The organism is Bacillus sp. BS98 (assembly GCF_008432245.1).
Taxonomy (GTDB): domain Bacteria; phylum Bacillota; class Bacilli; order Bacillales; family Bacillaceae_G; genus Bacillus_A; species Bacillus_A toyonensis.
In genome coordinates, this window is record NZ_CP043830.1 from 2,794,723 (window position 1) to 2,813,255 (window position 18,533).

At 35.4% G+C, this 18,533-nt stretch carries 11 protein-coding genes and 3 other annotated features; all 11 genes read right to left on the reverse strand.

Features of this window, described 5'->3' with window-relative positions:
• Positions 1-499 precede the first annotated feature (499 nt).
• Entirely contained in the window at positions 500-2,125 is a 1,626-nt protein-coding gene (locus F0362_RS14545) for an ABC-F family ATP-binding cassette domain-containing protein (protein WP_000633859.1), read from the reverse strand.
• Positions 2,126-2,343: 218 nt separating this feature from the next.
• Entirely contained in the window at positions 2,344-5,460 is a 3,117-nt protein-coding gene (locus F0362_RS14550; RefSeq protein ID WP_000040292.1) for an MMPL family transporter, read from the reverse strand.
• Between the two features lie 122 nt (positions 5,461-5,582).
• Entirely contained in the window at positions 5,583-6,149 is a 567-nt protein-coding gene (locus F0362_RS14555; RefSeq protein ID WP_001107311.1) for a TetR/AcrR family transcriptional regulator, read from the reverse strand.
• Between the two features lie 124 nt (positions 6,150-6,273).
• A complete protein-coding gene (locus tag F0362_RS14560) occupies positions 6,274-6,729 on the reverse strand; it encodes an NUDIX domain-containing protein (protein WP_000620963.1) in 456 nt (151 codons plus the stop codon).
• A gap of 108 nt (positions 6,730-6,837) precedes the next feature.
• Complete coding sequence (eis, locus tag F0362_RS14565) at positions 6,838-7,995, reverse strand: GNAT family N-acetyltransferase (RefSeq protein ID WP_001100940.1); 1,158 nt, start codon at positions 7,993-7,995, stop codon at positions 6,838-6,840.
• A gap of 153 nt (positions 7,996-8,148) precedes the next feature.
• Complete coding sequence (gene aroA, locus F0362_RS14570) at positions 8,149-9,438, reverse strand: 3-phosphoshikimate 1-carboxyvinyltransferase (protein ID WP_000664599.1); 1,290 nt, start codon at positions 9,436-9,438, stop codon at positions 8,149-8,151.
• A 16-nt stretch (positions 9,439-9,454) separates the two neighbouring features.
• Entirely contained in the window at positions 9,455-10,555 is a 1,101-nt protein-coding gene (gene tyrA, locus F0362_RS14575) for a prephenate dehydrogenase (protein ID WP_149889847.1), read from the reverse strand.
• Positions 10,548-11,648: a histidinol-phosphate transaminase gene (hisC, locus tag F0362_RS14580; protein ID WP_001197267.1), complete on the reverse strand. Its 1,101-nt coding sequence runs from the start codon at positions 11,646-11,648 to the stop codon at positions 10,548-10,550. Before hisC ends, tyrA begins: the two co-directional genes overlap by 8 nt.
• Before the next feature lie 16 nt (positions 11,649-11,664).
• Positions 11,665-12,837 carry a chorismate synthase gene (gene aroC, locus F0362_RS14585; RefSeq protein WP_001269419.1) on the reverse strand — a complete coding sequence of 391 codons (1,173 nt, stop codon included), beginning with the start codon at positions 12,835-12,837 and terminating at the stop codon, positions 11,665-11,667.
• A 53-nt stretch (positions 12,838-12,890) separates the two neighbouring features.
• Positions 12,891-13,110: a binding site (T-box leader), on the reverse strand.
• Positions 13,111-13,119: 9 nt separating this feature from the next.
• A complete protein-coding gene (locus tag F0362_RS14590) occupies positions 13,120-14,196 on the reverse strand; it encodes a bifunctional 3-deoxy-7-phosphoheptulonate synthase/chorismate mutase (RefSeq protein WP_001273577.1) in 1,077 nt (358 codons plus the stop codon).
• Between the two features lie 194 nt (positions 14,197-14,390).
• Positions 14,391-14,627: a binding site (T-box leader), on the reverse strand.
• Positions 14,628-14,681: 54 nt separating this feature from the next.
• Positions 14,682-14,918 (reverse strand) — a binding site (T-box leader).
• 108 nt (positions 14,919-15,026) lie between these two features.
• Positions 15,027-18,509 carry a DUF4020 domain-containing protein gene (locus tag F0362_RS14595; RefSeq protein ID WP_000265201.1) on the reverse strand — a complete coding sequence of 1,161 codons (3,483 nt, stop codon included), beginning with the start codon at positions 18,507-18,509 and terminating at the stop codon, positions 15,027-15,029.
• Positions 18,510-18,533: the final 24 nt, after the last annotated feature.

An 18,533-nucleotide genomic window follows, 5' to 3' on the forward strand; every position in this document is an offset into this window, starting at 1 on the left:
CTGTATTTAATTTTCTTCTTCAAATAGATTTTATTTGTTTAACTACATGAAGAATATTAGTAATTATAAATTGAAGCTTTTATTTATTCAACTATTTCTTTTTAAACATTGTGACCTTGGTTTCTATTTAACAAAATTAATTTGTAACATTTCCTGTTTTCTCCCAAGTTCCATCCACTACTTATGACTCCACATACTATAAACCTTTATTCACTACTTCGCAAACTAATCTATCTCCATTTTTGGTACATTTTTCACATAACAAAAAAGTGTAGTTTGACCTTATTACTCAAACTACACTTCTCCTGTTACAATTAACTCCTTCAATCCTATACACATTAAATCTCATCTATGTGCCAAAAAACTATGCAATCATAACATTACAATTTCTTACCACCGTTAATATTATATTTGAATAATTATTCATTTAATACCTTAGTCTTCATCTCTTTTCAACAAAACCCCCGCTCTAACAAAGAGCAGGGGTTTTCATCATATATTATTGACCTTTATACATTGCATCTACTTGTTTTTGAAGTTCTTCATTTTCTAAGTACTCATCGTAAGTTGCCTCTTTATCGATTACACCGTTTGGTGTTACTTCGATAATGCGGTTTGCAATTGTTTGTACGAACTGATGGTCATGAGATGTGAATAACATTGTACCTTTGAATGCAATTAAACCGTTGTTTAATGCAGTGATAGACTCAAGATCTAAATGGTTCGTCGGATCGTCAAGTGTGATTACATTCGCACCACTTAACATCATTTTAGATAACATACAACGAACTTTTTCGCCTCCAGATAATACAGAAACGTTCTTCTTAACTTCTTCACCTGAGAATAACATACGGCCTAAGAAACCACGTAAGAAGCTCTCTGACTCATCTTGTGGAGAGAATTGGCGTAACCAATCAACTAAGTTGAAGTCACTGTTCTCAAAGTATTTAGAGTTATCTCTTGGGAAATACGATTGAGATGTTGTAACACCCCATTTGAATGAACCGCTATCTGGCTCCATTTCACCCATAAGGATTTTAAATAATGTTGTCATCGCAATATCGTTACGACCGATAAATGCAACTTTATCACCTTTATTTAAAGTGAAGTACACATTATCTAACACTTTTTCGCCATCAATTGTTTTAGAAAGTCCTTCAACAGTTAATAAGTCATTTCCTATTTCACGCTCAGGTGTGAAACCAACGAATGGATAACGACGTGATGATGGTCTAATATCATCCAATGTAATTTTATCTAATAATTTTTTACGAGAAGTGGCTTGTTTCGCTTTAGATGCGTTTGAGCTAAAGCGTGCAATGAAGTTTTGTAACTCTTTTACTTTCTCTTCTTTTTTCTTATTAGCATCTTGTGTTAATTTTAAAGCTAATTGGCTTGACTCATACCAGAAGTCATAGTTACCAACATAAAGTTGAATTTTACCGAAATCAAGATCAGCCATGTGCGTACAAACTTTATTTAAGAAGTGACGGTCATGGGATACAACGATTACTGTATTTTCAAAGTTCATTAAGAAGTTCTCTAACCATTGAATCGCTTTTAAGTCCAAGTGGTTGGTAGGCTCATCTAGTAATAGAATGTCAGGTTTACCGAATAAAGCTTGAGCAAGTAATACTTTTACTTTCTCTGCCCCAGTTAATTCTGACAATTTCTTATCATGAAGATCTTCACCAATACCAAGTCCTTTTAGTAAGATTGCAGCTTCTGACTCAGCTTCCCAACCGTTAAGCTCAGCGAACTCACCTTCAAGTTCAGCAGCACGCATACCATCTTCATCACTAAAGTCTTCTTTCATGTAAATAGCATTTTTCTCTTGCATTACTTTATAAAGTTGCGTGTGACCCATAATTACTGTTTCTAATACTGGGAACTCTTCATATTCGAAGTGGTTCTGTTTTAATACTGCTAGACGCTCACCTGGCGTAATATGTATGTCACCTGTTGATGGTTCGATTTCTCCAGATAAAATCTTTAGAAATGTTGATTTACCAGCACCGTTTGCTCCAATTAAACCGTAGCAATTACCTGGCGTGAATTTTATGTTAACATCTTCAAACAATTTGCGATCCGCGAAACGCAAACTAACGTTACTTACTGTAATCATTTGTGTCCTCCTACTAATACCGCTTATTTCAGCGTTTTCTCACCGATTGTCTTAAAAAATCGCATATTACGACTCAATTATTGTAGACTATAGCTATTATATAGTAGAAGCTGGATGAATAGCAACGGTTGATTACCTTTCTACAATGAAATCGGATAGTTTTTATCGATTCTCACTCTGTAATACATTGGATTAATTTCCTATTTTTAATTTTTTTCTTATTTCGTATTTATTATTTTCTCTTTATAACTCTTCAATTTACTCGTTAATCCTATTAAAGCAGGTAACAATATCGGTATCACGATTAAAGCTAATAGTAATAGTGCAACGCCAACAACTGATGCTACTTGTATAAGTGTCAATACACCTGATGGAATTAATGCGGCAAATGTCCCGCCTAAAATTAGCGCCGCTGATAATACAACTCCTCCTATATGACGAGATGCAGTTACAATTTTCGTTACCGAATCCCCTTCTATCTCGTTATAGCGCATCATTACGAAAATACTATAATCCACTCCTAAAGCGACAATCATAATGAAGCTAAAGAATGGAACATTCCAGCTTAATAAATCTACATGTAATACATGTGCACTAATTTGTTCGCTTATACCAAGTGATGCAAAGTACGCTAATAGTAATGAGCCAATAATAAATATTGTGTTTAGTAATGAGCGTGTAATTACGATTAATACAATCGCAATTCCAATCAACATAATCGTAGCTGTACGCAAGAAATCTTGCCCGGTTACTTCTTTTAAATCAACATTTCTAGCTGTTGTCCCGCCGATCGCTTTTTTCGCCGTTTTTAATTCAGTACCATTTAGCGTACCATCTATCGTTTTATTAATTTCTTGAATGATTGGCATCGCTTCTTTTGAATACGGATTTACGTCTAAAATGATTGTCATTTTAGCAGTCTTTCTATCATGTGACATGTACGTATTCAATGCTTTTTGGAAATCTTCTCCCGCTAACACTTCTTTAGGAATATAAAATTTCTCAGAGCTTTTTGACTCATTAAGCTCGCCTAAATATTTCTGAGCATCCCCTAGGCCGTTACTTACTTTTCCAAGCCCTTCTGTACTTTTAGATAAGCCGGATTGTAATTGCCCCATCTTTTCTTGCAGGTCTTTCAATCCAGTTAAAAGCTGCCCTTGCCCATCATTTATTTTTGTTAAGCCGGATTGTAGCTCAGATGATTTGTTTGCAATTTGTTTTGAACCTGTAGCTCCTTCGTTTAATCCAGTTTTTAGTCCGGCAGCTCCTTTTTGTAACTTGGTAACGCCATTATTCATTTCCTTTATGCCGTTATCTACTTTCAGTAATGATTGATTCGCTTCTTTAAATGAATTCACCGCAGCTTTATGTTGCACTGCTAATTGATTTAATTCTTTTGAAAGTCCACTTAATTGCTTTTGAGCTTCCTTCGCAATTCCTATCGTTTGCTGTACATTAGGATCATTTGCTACTTCTGGTTTCGTTTGAATGAAATTAGTCATTAACACTTCAATTTGTTCATATCCTTTTTTCGCACCGTCAATCGCTTGAGAAATACTTCCGAAGTATTGATCGTAAGAACTTAAACCCTTTTCTAACTGTGCATAACCAGCATGAAGCTGTGACGTTGCACCCGATAGGACATTTATATTTTCATTTACTGAAGTTAACCCACTCTCAATTTGCTGCGCTCCTTGTGCACCTTCGTTTATGCCAATGGATAATTGATTTAAAGCTGTTCCTAATGCTGATACTCCATTTTTCGCTTCGTTCGTTCCATCAATTAACTTTTGAACATTTGCAAGACTATTTGAGTCATTACTACCCATTTTATCTTTCGCATCCGTTAAGCCATCATTAATTTCCTTTATGCCACCATTGGCATCGCCTAAACCAGTATTTAGTTCTCCCGCTTGTTTATTTAAATATAATTCTTTTATCTTATCACCAGTTGGACGCGTCGGTGCATATACTTCTGAAACACCTTTAACTTTCGAAATTTTATCAGTTAATTCATCTAAAGTTTGTAGAGACGTTCCTTCATCTAATTTTTTGTTAGATTGAATCACTAACGTACTTGGTGAAGAAAATCCTGGTGGAAAATGTTCTTCTATCACATTAATACCCATTTTTGATTCATACTTATTATCCACTTCAAACAAATCATTGTAATTCAGTGTATTAGAGTATTTTAATACGAAAGGAATCGATATCACGAATACGATGATTAAAGCAACAAATGGTCTTGCTACTGAATTTTTAGCAAAGAATCCCCATAAACGGCTATCCTCATGACCTTTAAATGTTTTAACTGGATAAAACATTCCTTTTCCTAAAAGCACCATAAAAAATGGATTTAAAGTGGTTATTACGAGTAGTAATACTAAAACACCAATTGCTACCGCTGAAGTAGATTGATATAATTTAAAACTCGCTAAAGCAAGTGATGCAAAACCAATTAGCACCGCTATCCCGCTATATAAAACGGTTTTACCTGCCGATTTAAATGTTTCTTTCGTGGCCAAAAATGCATTTTCTTGTTTACTTAATTCTTCTTTAAACCTCGTATATAATAAAATGTTGTAATCTGTTCCTACTCCAAACAGTACGACAACTACAAACACTTGCGTAAAGTTAGAAAACGGAAAATTAAATTGATCTACAAGATGAGCAATAATACCCATTGAAACTAAATACGATATACCAACTGTAAGAAGAGAAACAATTGGAACAATTGGTGAACGGAATACAATGATTAATACTATAAGAATGAAAATAATTGAAATAACTTCAGTCTTTTTCACTCCCTCTTGAGAGGATGTAAGAAAATCACCCGCTATTAAGTCACTTCCTGTTAAGTACGTTTTTACTCCTTTCGTTTGCACTTTTTTATGAAGATTATTTGCAACTTTTGATATTTCACCATGCTTTTTATCTATTGATATTTGCGTTAAAATAGTCGTATTATCTTTAGAAACTAATTGTTTCTCCAATTCTTTATTATCTAAATGTGAAACAACTTCCTTAATTCCTAATTGCTCTTTTTCATTTTGCAAAGCGTTGATTGTTTTTGTTATTTCCTCTTTTTGCTCAGTAGTTAAAGCTGTTTTATTGTCACTATTAAATACGGCGATAACTTCGTATTTTTCAACTCCTTCTTTATCCATTTCTTTGATCATCTTGTCAGCAATACTGCTTTGTTCTGTATTAGGGATTGTAATTTTCCCTTTTTCCTTCACTAGTTTATCCATATTAGGCATCGTTACGACCATTGTAATAGTAATAACTATCCATAATAGAAAAGATAAACTTCTCCAACTTTTTAACTTGCTCATTTGAATCATCTCCCGTTTTTAGCGTTTCATGTTAAGTTCGGAATGAACATTCATTCCTATCACTCTATTAAATTACCTTTAACGGAATGAATGTTCATTCCTGTCCTTATAAAGCTATAGAATCAAATGATTCTAATAGCATTCCAAGAGCTTTCTTCCAATTCTTTTACTAATTCTTTTGAGTATTCTAATTGCCCCGTTGCCATTACTTTAGTTAATTTTTCTAGCGGTTGGTATACAATGATAATTAATGCAACTGGAGGCAATGGACGGAGAAACCCTTTTGCGATTCCATCTTCTATAATATTCATAAAGAAGCCTATAAAATCGTCAAATATTTTCTTACTCTGTTCATCAAGAAAATAACTATCACAGTGAGAATTTGTAAAAAGAAAAGCATCCACATTGTTTCTCGCAAATTCAAATAAACGGTTGTACGTATGACTAAACTGTTCACGAATATTTGCTTCAACAGGAAAATCTGTTTTTATCATTTCAGATAGTTGCAACATACTTTTTGAAAATAATGAGTTAACGAGTGCCTCTTTATTTTCAAAATAGCGATAAATCGTACCAGCGCCGACATTGGCTTTTTCAGCGATCATCGGAATTGTCGTACCATCGTAACCACGCTCTGCGAATAGTTGTATAGCTGCTTCAAAAATGTCTTCTTGTTTATTTTTAGCCATTTTTCTCACCTCAATTTTCAGGAATGAAAATTCATTCCGTTTTTAATTATAAATTAGATGGATTAAAAGTCAAGTGTGTGACTACGCAAATGTAGCATTTTCAAATAACACACTCACTTAGATTTCAATGCATTTTTTGAATTAACACTTCAAAAAAATTCTTTGTATCATCGTGACTTAAAATGCTCAATATATCTTGTGTTTTAAAAAATTGAACTTGACTTATTTCATTATCTTTTGGATTCAAATCTGTTCTATCACCTATATATTCTACATAAAACATAGTTGTTTCTTGTTTTTCAAATCCAGTTTTCACTTTTAATTCTTCAGGAAACTCAAAGCAAATTTTATCTTCCATTTGTTTCATAACTATAAACTTTTTTGAACCGGTTTCTTCTTCAAGCTCTCTCAATATAGCACTTTCTAAGTCATTATCTGTATGTTTTAATCCGCCTTTAGGAAAATCCCACTCCCCCTTTGACAAATTGTATTCTCCTTCTATATCGCTTATTTTTACCTTATGTACCAATAAAAATTCACTATTTTGGAATATGATTGCGCCTACAGCTTGCCTAATCATTCTATTTCCCCTCCTAAAATAATGCTTTCATTCTATTAATAGAAAAGTACTATAATAACTGTTTTTCATTATAGTACTTTTTTAATGACACATTGCACAGTGTATTAATTAAAAGAAATCATAAATAAACGGCTTACGCACTGGTACTAAATTCTCAAATGACCGCATTGCCTCTTCGCTTCCGCTAATTAATTCAAGTTCGTTTAGTTCTAATGGACGTTTGTATCCAAACATTATTGTCGATAGTGCATTTATATCCAGTTTGATTCCTTTTTCCGTTGCTTCTTCTACAATTGTTAATTCATGATTTGCAAGTCTCACTACTACGTTATTCCACGGAGCAAATGAATCTGTAATATGTAAGATCACTTCTTGCTGTACATCGTTCCAGTTAAATTCATATTGTTTTAAGAACTGCTCTACATCTACAATTCTGCCCATAAAATATGGTTTCACTTCTGTCTTCACGCGTGGCTCTTGCAATGTATATAACAACGGTTCGTTTTCACTTACTGTCATTTCAAGTTCTTTAATCATAGAATCATGCTGGCAAATAAAGTTCCACAGACCATTTCGTGCTTCATTATGCAGTGGTACAAATTCTTCTACTGTCATTTTATAGTTTTCTATTTTATATAACATGTAACCAGCTGCCGTTTTATTTTCATCATAGTAAATCGCTAATGCTAAATCATCATAAACTACTTGTAACCACCAGTTCTTCTCTCGAACTAACATACCTGAAACACGTTCTGCAAAGGTTTCATATAGCTTCTCGACTTCTTCTGGATGATTTTCCTTATTGAAACGTTTCACGGTGCCATTTACTTGTTTTTTCATAACTAAATCGCTCTTAGTCATATGACATACGAGAAGATCCGCACAAAGTTCCCAGCCGTATTTACGGTAAAATGAAACAGAAAATGGATGTAACATCGATACTGTATATCCATCTTTTTTCATCGTTTGAAGAGAATGCTGAAGTAGCTCTTTTACATACCCACTTCTTCTATACTCAGGATACGTCGCTACCCCTGCAACGCCGCCCATTTTAAATGTTTCTTTTCCTATGTATATATGAAATGGAATAAGATGTAGTTTTGCTGCTAAGTCTTCCCCTTCCATAATGCCGTATATTTCATGACTTTCTTTCATTCGAGTGATTTGCTGCTGCAATCGTTCCTCATTTACTTTATATTGAAAAGCGTATTCTGATAAACGTAATGCTTCTCTAAATTTATCTTCTTGTAATTGTATGACATTCATATAATTCTCCTCCATTCCCTGATTGAATTGTATCATAATTCTTACTATTGTAGTTCTGTAAGTGAAATTACACAGACGTTTCAACAAAAAATATCGATTTTACAACAACTAACATAAAAAAGCAGATACATAATGTATCTGCTTCTCATCACCTTATTTTGCTAACTTTTGAAGTTCTTCAAAGAATGTAGGGTATGATACACCTACTGCTTCTGCATCTTCAATTGTTGTTTTTCCCTCTGCTAGACAGCCAGCAATCGCAAGCATCATTCCGATGCGGTGATCACCGTAACTATTTACTGTACTGCCTTTTAGAGCTGATTTTCCGTATATAATCATGCCATCATCAGTTGCTTCTATGCGAGCTCCTAGTTTCGTTAACTCCGCAACGACTGTATCAATACGGTTCGTTTCTTTTACTTTTAACTCGTGTGCATCTTTAATAACTGTAATACCTTCTGCTTGTGTTGCCGCTAAAGCGATAACTGGAATTTCATCGATTAGTCTTGGAATAATATCCCCACCAATTTCAATTCCTTTTAATGAAGATGTTTCAATCGTAATGTTTGCAGCTGGTTCTGATGCCCCTTCGTTAATCGGCTCTACAGTAAATGTAGCACCCATTGTCTCTAAAACATCAATAATACCTGTACGAGTTGGATTCATTCCTACATTTTGTAATACTAGTTTACTATTTGGAATAATTGCTCCCGCTACTAAGAAAAATGCTGCTGATGATACGTCACCTGGTACTTGAACGTCTGTCGCTGTTAACTTCTGTCCACCTGCAAGTTTCACTGTTTTTCCCTCACGAGTTACGTTAACACCGAATGCTTCAAGCATTCTTTCCGTGTGATCACGCGAAATATGTGGTTCTGTAACAGCTGTTACACCTTCTGCCCGAAGACCTGCAAGTAAAATAGCTGACTTTACTTGTGCACTTGCAACAGGAGAAATATACTCAATTGCTTTTAAATCTCCGCCACGTATTGTGAGCGGCGTAAACGTTCCTTCTTCTCGGCCATCAATTTTTGCGCCCATTTGTTTTAATGGATTTGTAACACGTTTCATCGGTCTTTTTGCGATAGACGCATCACCTTGTACGCAAGAGAAAAATGGTGTATTTGCTAATATTCCTGACATTAATCGTATCGTTGTACCAGAATTACCAACATCTAATACAGCTTTCGGTTCTTGTAAGCCTTCAATTCCTTTTCCAACTACAGTTACTTCATCACCATTTTGCGTGATTTCTACTCCCATTTCCTTAAAGCACGAAATCGTACTTAAACAGTCTGCACCGGGCAAGAAACCTTTAATTGTCGTTTTTCCTTCTGCAATTGCGCCGAACATAACAGCACGATGTGAAATGGACTTATCACCTGGAATTGTAATGTTGCCGTTCAATCCGCTATTTATAGGTTGTATCGTTCTTTCTTTCACGTTTTCACCTTCTCATTTAAATTGTTTCATAAGTTTGGTATTCTTCTTCTCCAAGCGCTAGTTTCGCTTTCATACGATCTTCTTCTCTTTGGAAGCTAATGCGTAATACGCCAAGCAATCCTTCTCGCGCTTCTAATATTTGCAAGTTCGTAATACTAATTTCTTCACGCGCCAAAATACTCGTAATATGAGCCAATGCCCCTACTTTATCTAAAACATCGACGTATAAGTCGTGATAGGCAGGAATTGCCCCTCTTTTTCGTACTGGTAAAGAATCACGGTATTCTTTCGCATCTGCAAAATAGTTTTGAATCTCGCCTGCATCTCCAGTAGAAACAGTATCATATAATTCTTCCATTTCAGAGATCCACTCTTTTAATAATACCATTAAATGCTCACGATTTTGCTTTACAATATCACTCCACATTTTCGGGCTACTAGATGCAATGCGTGTAATGTCTTTAAATCCGCCAGCAGCTAGCTGATGAATGAGCGGATTATCTCCTGCATGTTTCTCCACTTGCTTGACTAACCCTGCTGCGATAAGATGCGGAAAATGACTAACGATTCCTGTTACATAATCATGCTCTTCTGTATTTAAAACGAGAAAATGAGCCCCCGTTCCCTTTAACCAACCTTTTAGTTCTTCCACTTGTTCATTTGGCACATGGTTCATCGGTGTTAAAATGTAAAATGCATTTTCAAATAAATGTGCTTTTGCACTTTCAACCCCAGTTTTATGAGAACCTGCCATCGGATGTCCACCAATGAAAGAAATTTCCTTTGAAAATAAAGCTTCCGCTTCGTTCATAATTGTTCCTTTTGTACTACCAACATCGGTCACTATCACATCTTCTCGTAAACGAAATGACGCTAATTTGTGTAATAACTTCTTCGTTTCTTCAACTGGAGAAGCAAAAACAATTAAATGTGCCTCTTCACATGCACGCTGTAAATCTACTGCTACTTCATCTACTACGTGTAATTCTTTCGCACGCTCTACTTGCTCTTGAAATATGTCATAACCTGTTATCGTTACATCGTGCTCTTTCTTAATTGCTAATGCGAGAGAACCTCCTATTAAGCCTGTTCCAATTAATACAACCTTTTTACACATTTGCCTCATCTCGAGACTTATTTTTCTTATTTTCAAAGTGTTGTTTTAACACTGAAATCACTCCTTCATTTTGCTCCCTTGTGCCGACTGTAATACGGACACCATTCGGGAACGGACGAATAATAAACCCTGCGTGTGCACAAGCTTCATAAATCTCTCCACCATTCTCTACCGGTAAGAAGATGAAGTTTGTTTGTGACGGATAAAATGGAAATTCGTTTTCCTTACAAAAACTTTCGTATTGTTGTATTCCCTCTGTATTAACACGTACAATTTCTTCAATAAACGCTTCATCGTTAAAAGCAATCGTTGCTGCTTTTTGCGCTAATGAAGATACGTTAAATGGCAAACGTACGACATTTAATTTCTCGATTAACTCTTCCTGTCCAATCGCATAACCAACGCGGAAAGATGCTAATCCGTACGCTTTAGAAAACGTTCTAAGTACAAGAATGTTGTTATGTTTTTCTAGAAGCGGTAATGTCTCAGGGAAATCTTTTGCTGTTACGTATTCATAGTACGCTTCATCAATGACAATTAACGTATTTTCACTAATGCTTTCAATGAACTGAGTCAATTTTTGCTCATTCACATATGTGCCTGTAGGGTTGTTCGGATTACAAAGCCAAATGATTTTCGTATTGTTATCAACTGCTGACGAAATTTCATCTAAGTCGTATACACCGTTATTTAAAGCAACTTCTTTCACTTCACAACCTTCAATAATTGCATGATGACGGTACTGTGGGAATGTTGCACCTGCCGTTACGATGTTATCTCCAGCTCGAAGTACGGCGCGACTTATTATTTGAATGACCTCATCTAAACCACTACCGCAAAGTATTTGTTCCATTTGGACTTGTAATTTCTCTGCAATTGTTTGACGGAGCGTTGTAGCACCTCCGTCAGGATATAAAGCATGTTCTAACCACGATTTTTGCAACTCTTCTAACACTCGTGGCGAACAACCGAATGGATTTTCATTTGATGCTAATTTCACAAACGAATGATCTCCGTACACTTCTTTCATTTGTTCTGGTGATTTACCTGGTTTATATGGTTGTAAGGATGATAGTTGATCTTTTACTTGCATGTTAAACCCACCTTTTTTAAAATTCTTTTGCGTATTTGTTATGTTCTGTAATGTTTTGCTTTAATAATTCCATACGATCTTTTCCGAATTGTTCGACTAGTGCATCTGCAAGTTCCCATGCCACAACAGATTCAGCTACTACACCTGCTGCTGGTACTGCGCAACTATCAGATCTTTCAATACTCGCTTGGAATGCTTCTTTCGTATCAATATCAACGCTTGCTAACGGTTTGTATAATGTAGGAATCGGCTTCATAACACCTCTTACAACAATCGGCATTCCCGTTGTCATACCACCTTCTAAACCGCCGGCATTATTCGTTTTTCTCGTGTATCCTTTTTCTTCATCCCAAAGGATTTCATCGTGCACTTTACTTCCTGGCTGTCTTGCCGCTTCAAAACCAACACCAATTTCAGCACCTTTAAATGCATTAATACTCATAATAGCACCAGCGAGTTTTGCATCTAATTTACGATCGTAATGAACGTAACTACCAACACCAATTGGCATACCTTCTGCAATGACTTCGACAATACCACCGATTGAATCTCCACTACTTTTTGCATTATCGATCGCATCCATCATCTCTTGTTCTACTTCTTTATCTAAACATCGAACAGGTGAATTTTCAGTTATCGTTTGAATCTCTTCAATTGATAAGTTGGAAATATGCTTCGCTTGCACCCCACCAATTTCAAGCACATGCCCTGCAATTTCCACACCTAACTCTTTCAAAATTTGTTTCGCAACTGCTCCAGCAGCTACACGAACTGTCGTTTCTCTTGCAGATGAGCGCTCTAATACGTTTCTTATATCACGATGACCGTATTTAATAGCTCCGTTTAAATCTGCATGTCCTGGACGTGGTTTTGTAATTGTGCGTTTCATTTCTTTACTTTCTTGCTCTGAAATCGGGTCTGCACCCATTACTTTCGTCCAATGTTTGAAATCATCATTTTTTACGATTAACGTAATCGGTGAGCCAAGTGTCATCCCGTGACGAACACCACTTACAATTTCAACTGTATCTGTTTCAATTTGCATGCGTCTTCCGCGCCCATGTCCTTTTTGTCTTCTTAATAATTCCTTATTAATATGTTCCGCTGTTAATGTTAAACCTGCCGGTACACCTTCTAAAATAACTGTTAACTGCGGACCATGTGATTCTCCAGCTGTAATGTATCTCATTTCTTTTGCCCCTTTACTATTTTTTTGTACAAAAAAGTCCCTACTGAGCGCTCAGTAGGGACGATGTTTATCGCGGTACCACCCTAGTTGTAGACAACTATCGTCTACCTCTCTTCTTCTTTAACGATCGTTTGACCGTCCTCCCCTCCAAAAGTTGTCGGGAAAGATGCTCCAAGGCTGTAATTCATGCTTATCTTTGTACTGATTCACACCGACCATCAGCTCTCTTTAACAGTGAGATAAGCACTACTGTTTCCTCTTCAGCGCATATATGATATGGAATTAAGATAATTTATTTTTGAAACCTTTTAACTCATCCATGAATCTATGGAATTCTGGAATGTCCATTTGTTGTGCAGAATCTGATAATGCAACTGCTGGATCTGGATGAACTTCAGCCATTACTGCATCAGCTCCAATAGCAAGTGCCGCTTTCGCTGTTGGTAATAATAAATCTCTACGTCCAGTTGAATGTGTTACGTCAACGATAACTGGTAAATGTGTTTCTTTCTTTAAAATCGGTACTGCAGAAATGTCTAATGTGTTACGTGTTGCTCTTTCGTATGTGCGGATACCGCGCTCACAAAGAATAATTTGGTCATTACCTTGCGCAATAATGTATTCTGCTGCATTAATGAACTCATCAATTGTTGCTGCTAATCCACGTTTTAGTAATACTGGTTTATTAACTTTACCTACAGCTCGTAGTAAATCGAAGTTTTGCATGTTACGTGCGCCAACTTGAATTACATCAACGTATTCTAATGCCATTTCAACATCGTTCGGATTTAAAATTTCACTAATAATCGCTAAGTCGAACTCATCTGCTACTTGGCGTAAAATTTGTAACCCTTCTACTCCTAAACCTTGGAAATCATATGGAGATGTTCTCGGTTTGAAAGCACCACCGCGCATTAATTTTAAGCCTTGGTCTTTCATAGCTTGCCCTACTTGGCGAACTTGCTCTAAGCTTTCTACTGCACAAGGCCCCATGATGAACGTTTGTGTTCCGTCCCCAATCAATTCACCTTTTACATTAACGATTGTATTTTCTTGTTTCTTTTTACGTGATACTAATAACGCCTTACGGTTATCATCTTCTTGTAATTCTAAGCTAGCTTTGAAGATTGTTTTGAAAATATGTTGAACTGTTGACGTTTCGAATGGTCCTTCGTTGTGCTCTGCGATCATATCAAGTACTTCACGCTCACGTACTGGATCAAAGCGTTTCGTACCTTGTACTTGCTTTTGCTCCCCGATTTTTTGAACGATTTCACCACGTTTGTTTAAAAGGTGTAATAGTTGTAAGTTAATTTCATCTACCTGTTTACGTAATTGATCTAATTCATGATTTGCCATTTGGAAATCCTCCTCTAATGTTTTAAAAGTATAGTAAGAGAATGAAAAATTCTCTATTTTCTGAACTGGTTAATTATACAAATTTAAAGTGGAATCGATACCTCTTCTTATCTTAAACTAATAATTACCACAAAGACACTAGCTACTAGCTGAAAATCACTTTTTTTGTACAAAAAAGCCCTACTGATCCAATCAGTAGGGACGATATTTATCGCGGTACCACCCTAGTTGTAGACTTCTTTCGTCTACCTCTCTTCCTTGTTAACGATCAATGTGACCGTCTTTCCCTTCATAAAGACAATACTATCTTTACTACGAAAAAGATGCTCCAGGACTGTAATTCGCTCTTGTTTTTGTACTGGTTCGCACCAACCACCAGCTCTCTGTTACAGGGAAACAACAACTACTGCTTTTCCTTTCAATGCATGACTATTTTATTTTCAAGTTGGACCACTAAAATACAAAAAGTCCCTACTGAATAAATCAGTAGGGACGATATTTATCGCGGTACCACCCTAGTTGTAGACTAACTTTCCGTCTACCTCTCTTCACTGTTAACGATCAATTGACCGCTCTTTCTTCATAAAGACAATCCTATCTTTACTACGAAAAAGATGCTCCAAGACTGTAATTCATGATTATCCCTGTACTGGTTCACACCAACCACCAGCTCTCTGTTACAGTAAGACTAACCACTACTGTGATCTCTTCATTGCACTTTGTTTATTCAAATGTTTTTGAAATTGAATAAGTATGATTCGTATTATAGAACGCTTTTCAAAACACTGTCAATATGTTTTTTATATATTTTTTAAAATTCCACTTTCGTCCTATATTTCTTCTTGTAAATTCCCCATTACAATTCCGATGCGAATCATCTCATTTTCTATTAAGTTTAATACGTGTTTTTCTATTCCAAACTGGGCTAATCGTTTTTTTATTTGTATGATTTCATTTTCAAGAAAATCAGCTTCCTGACGTGTTTGCAGTAAAGTGAAAAACACATTTGCATACATTTCTTTATACGCTTTCATACTCTCTTTCTTTTCAAGCATTTCAATAAATAACTGTTTCATTTCCTCTCCTGCACATTCTCCATTTACATCTATAAATGTACGCGACAAAATACGTAATCCTTTTTCTAAAATCTCATCCATGTATAAAATAATACGTAAAATCATTACATATTCTCTCGTTGTTATCTCACCCATTTTTGGTCGTTCTCGTAAAAATATACTGAGCCAAGCTGTCCAAAATTTTTGTTGTTCTTTTACACTTAATGTTTTAACGTAATAGCATAAATGTTGCATAAATTTAATTTTATTCTCTTCATTTTCTCGTATAAGCAACGGATATAGCCAATCTGTTTTTTGTTCCCAATACAGCACACATTTTATAAATACAAAACTAAGCCACTTCAAGAAAGCTTCCCTCGTATGCGGGTGTAAAACTTCTAAATGCTCTACTGCATACTTAATAAACCTCTTCATTTCAGTAAATAAAGGTAAATTTATTTGCGTATAACATAGACCTGCCCAAGCATATTTCGTAATCTCATTTTCTTTCTTTAATTCTAAGTAAGGTAACAAATATTTTCGGCACCATTGTTTCTCAATATGATATAAAAATGTAATATCTGCTATTAAACGCGCAAACATAAAGTTTGTCCGTTCAGAACTTACTCTTACTTGTTCTTCAAATAAAAATAAATATTCATACACATTGCGATCGTATAAATGATCATATGATAACAGTTTTAATAATACAGCTGTCATTTTTCCAACAGGATGCTGAATCGACTCATTATAAAAGTCTTGTTTTCCAATCTTAAAATCTGTATCGCTTTTCATAACTTGAGGAAATACCGAAAAAGCAAAACGTTTTACAAACCGTATACTATTCTCCTCTAACTCTTCTAATCGATTACTAATCTCATATAGAAAACTACTAATTAACCAATGAAACGCAGTGTTTCTAACAAATTTCTGTAACAGCGGAATAATTTTTTGGATTTGCCCATTTGTCAGTCTCCGGTTATTTCGCCACTCTCTAATACAAACAAACCACACTTCGTTACTTATTTCATGCATGCCTACTAATTGGTACGCAAATGAAATACTCCACTCTGTATTCAATTTACATGCCTTTGATAACATCTCTAAAAAATGACGTTGTTCAAAAACACCGTCATTCGAAAATTGCCGAATTTGGTTCATGATTTCATCGTCTTTCAGCTGCAGTAATCCATCGGCAGTTACATTACAAGTAATACTTTGTTCGATAGCCTTTTTTTTAGGTACACTGTATAGAACAGAATGAAAATGCGGATGTTTCTGTTTCATTAGCTCGTATCCTTGTGCTGTTGATGGACTATTTGAATCACAAGTGAATAATAAATCTAAGACTAAACAAACATCAAATGCCCTCTCCTCTGCAAGGTGCTTCGTTGCAGTTTGAATGACTTCTTCCTTTGTTTTTTCTAAAGAATGTGCGTAATGATTTTTTAAAAGTTGAAACACCTCATGTTTATATGTGACATCTAAAAGAAGCCCTTCCTGTAACAACCATTTCATTTTATCATCTACGCTAACAAATAAATTTTTATTCATCGCATCAATTGCAATTCGCTTTTGAAGCAAACTATTTGCTTCTATCATTTCTGTAATATAATAATTCGCTTTTTTCTCATTGTTTTCACATAAATAGATTAGACACTCTTTTACAATTTGAATTAAAAATGCAAGGTCATTTTGATGAAACTCTTTTTCTACATTTTCCTTATTTCTTTTTTTCAGTGCCGTTTGTCTTAATGACAACATTCGCATCTTCTCTAATCCCATCATCAAAATGGGAACTGCGTAATAAGAAATATGCGGTCTCATCTTCTCATTCCAAATTTGCTCCACATGAGAAAATGTAGACACCGGTAACCGACTCGATTCCTCGAGTTCAATGGATTCTTGCGTATCATTTCCTAACTTTCTTTCACGCTTCAACTTAAGTTTTCCGTCCAAAATAAACGTTAGTAACAATAAAGCAATTTCTTTATGCTCAGGAAAAGAACACTTTTGCAATAAGTAAGAGATTTTTTCTATAGATTTACTATCTTTTTCAGCTGTTTCTAATAAAAGGAGTGTCCATCTTGCAAACAACAATGGGTCCATTTTGATCTTCGTCTCGTTTAAATAGCTGCAAATTGTTCTCCATAATAACGGGGATATTTTAGAATGATTTTTAAAAATCAATTGAAATAATTCTTTCTGATGACTAAAAAGAAATTGTTCCACCAACCATTCTGCAAGCAATTCATCTACTTCATCATAGGTTGACGTAAGCAAAAATAAATTTCGTAATTTCCCCTCTGCTTCAAGCCATTCCACCCATTCATAATCTCGGGCAAATTCAACAAAATATCGAACAGTTTCAATTTTTTTAATGGACTGTTTTATGTAGGATAATTGTTCCTGCTCTACTGATGGTGGCACTGTTACAATGTCACGAATACGCATTCTTTTTGTAATATAATTATCCCCCATTAATTCCGCCCAGCGTTTTACCGCTTTGACGAGGGACTGGTGATTATTTGATTTATTCGGATACACAATCGGCCTTATCCCTAAATGTTCCCAGTGATACGTATTTTCTCCTTGTGCGACAAATGCATAGCGCCTTGTACTTGGTGGTAAACCAGTTGCTAAATATTTCATTACTGGGTCATTATGGCTATACCCAACGAATAAAACGGTGTAATTGGAGAATAAATCAACTAAAAATCTTCTCGCCCATCCTTCCGTTAAGTAAGCCCTTCCAAAATCACCATCTGTTAAAATTAAAGCTTCCTTTTCTTGTTCTATATTTCCATGTATGTAAGCAAGCCCTTTAAACGCTCTACCTGTAGGTAAAGCAGGTGCATAATAAACATTTAATTCTCTATTCATTTCGTTCATCGCAGTTGTAAAATGTCGATCAAAATTCGTCGTTACAATGCGAACTTCTGTATCTAAAGGAAACAACCTCGGAATTGCAAAATGAAGCGGATTTGGTTTTGACGTTTCTATATGAACTAGGTCTTTTGCAACTTGATGTACATCTTTTGTTTTCGCAATTTTACCAAGATAATAATCATGAGGTTCTGTTATTTCACGCTTTTCGACATATAAAGTTTTTGCAATTTCATCAACTAAATCATCAAAATTCGGTAAGTTTGATTTCCCTTTCATAGAAACTCCCGCTCCAACAAACAATACTAACTTTCCTTGTTCAAGATGATCGATTAGCTCATCTGGAATTTCTACTTCTGAAGTAATCCACATTTGGATTCACCCCTTACCTAAAAA

Excerpts from the sequence above, each read along its gene's own strand:
- eis (WP_001100940.1), bottom strand. The coding sequence starts at position 7,995 with ATGAATGTCATACAATTACAAGAAGATAAATTTAGAGAAGCATTACGT.
- F0362_RS14550 (WP_000040292.1), bottom strand. The coding sequence starts at position 5,460 with ATGAGCAAGTTAAAAAGTTGGAGAAGTTTATCTTTTCTATTATGGATA.
- hisC (WP_001197267.1), bottom strand. The coding sequence starts at position 11,648 with ATGCAAGTAAAAGATCAACTATCATCCTTACAACCATATAAACCAGGT.
- F0362_RS14595 (WP_000265201.1), bottom strand. The coding sequence starts at position 18,509 with ATGTGGATTACTTCAGAAGTAGAAATTCCAGATGAGCTAATCGATCAT.
- F0362_RS14555 (WP_001107311.1), bottom strand. The coding sequence starts at position 6,149 with ATGGCTAAAAATAAACAAGAAGACATTTTTGAAGCAGCTATACAACTA.
- aroC (WP_001269419.1), bottom strand. The coding sequence starts at position 12,837 with ATGAGATACATTACAGCTGGAGAATCACATGGTCCGCAGTTAACAGTT.
- F0362_RS14560 (WP_000620963.1), bottom strand. The coding sequence starts at position 6,729 with ATGATTAGGCAAGCTGTAGGCGCAATCATATTCCAAAATAGTGAATTT.
- F0362_RS14590 (WP_001273577.1), bottom strand. The coding sequence starts at position 14,196 with ATGGCAAATCATGAATTAGATCAATTACGTAAACAGGTAGATGAAATT.
- tyrA (WP_149889847.1), bottom strand. The coding sequence starts at position 10,555 with ATGTGTAAAAAGGTTGTATTAATTGGAACAGGCTTAATAGGAGGTTCT.
- F0362_RS14545 (WP_000633859.1), bottom strand. The coding sequence starts at position 2,125 with ATGATTACAGTAAGTAACGTTAGTTTGCGTTTCGCGGATCGCAAATTG.